The organism is Bartonella florencae (assembly GCF_000312525.1).
Taxonomy (GTDB): Bacteria; Pseudomonadota; Alphaproteobacteria; order Rhizobiales; family Rhizobiaceae; genus Bartonella; species Bartonella florencae.
This window is the reverse complement of record NZ_HE997504.1, coordinates 1-531: the sequence shown is the minus strand read 5'-3', so window position 1 is coordinate 531 and position 531 is coordinate 1. Positions and strand designations below refer to the sequence as shown.

Annotated in this window: 1 pseudogene; it reads right to left on the bottom strand. The window is 39.5% G+C overall.

What is annotated here, in order from left to right:
- Positions 1–531, bottom strand: a pseudogene (locus BN202_RS09065) (lambda exonuclease family protein); the annotation flags it as partial.

Below are 531 nucleotides of genomic sequence, written 5' to 3'. Positions count from 1 at the left end.
TCAGGCGGCTTTTGTAGAGATAGTTTGTATCTCTTGTTTTATTTCTGCTAAGAAGCTTTCAACCGCTTGATTGATTTGTTGAATTTGTTCCTCATCACGATAGATACGTTTGATTTTCATACGAAAGAGGGATGAATCGCCTGTAAAACGTGGGTCATAACTGATAAAATCACACCATTTACGTCCCGTACAAGCCATTTGAAATTGCATTTGTGCAAGATATTCTGGTCTAATTTCGTTATCGATAATGAAACGCATATGATTAGTCGATCTAGGGCATTTGATCTCGATTAACCCATCTTCATCAATCAGACCATCAGGGCTTGCTCCCGCCATTTTTATTGTGGGGTGTTGGATAAAGCCGCACCTCGTGATTTCAGTATCATAAATGAATGCATATTCTCTCAAGGCATCTTCTTCATTTTCAATGCCCCCATCTCATGTCTTCGGTTTCATAATAGGGGCTTGTTTGACCCGTTAGACGCTCTGTAATGAGTTTGATTTTGTAGTCTTCATATTTGCTTGTAGGGG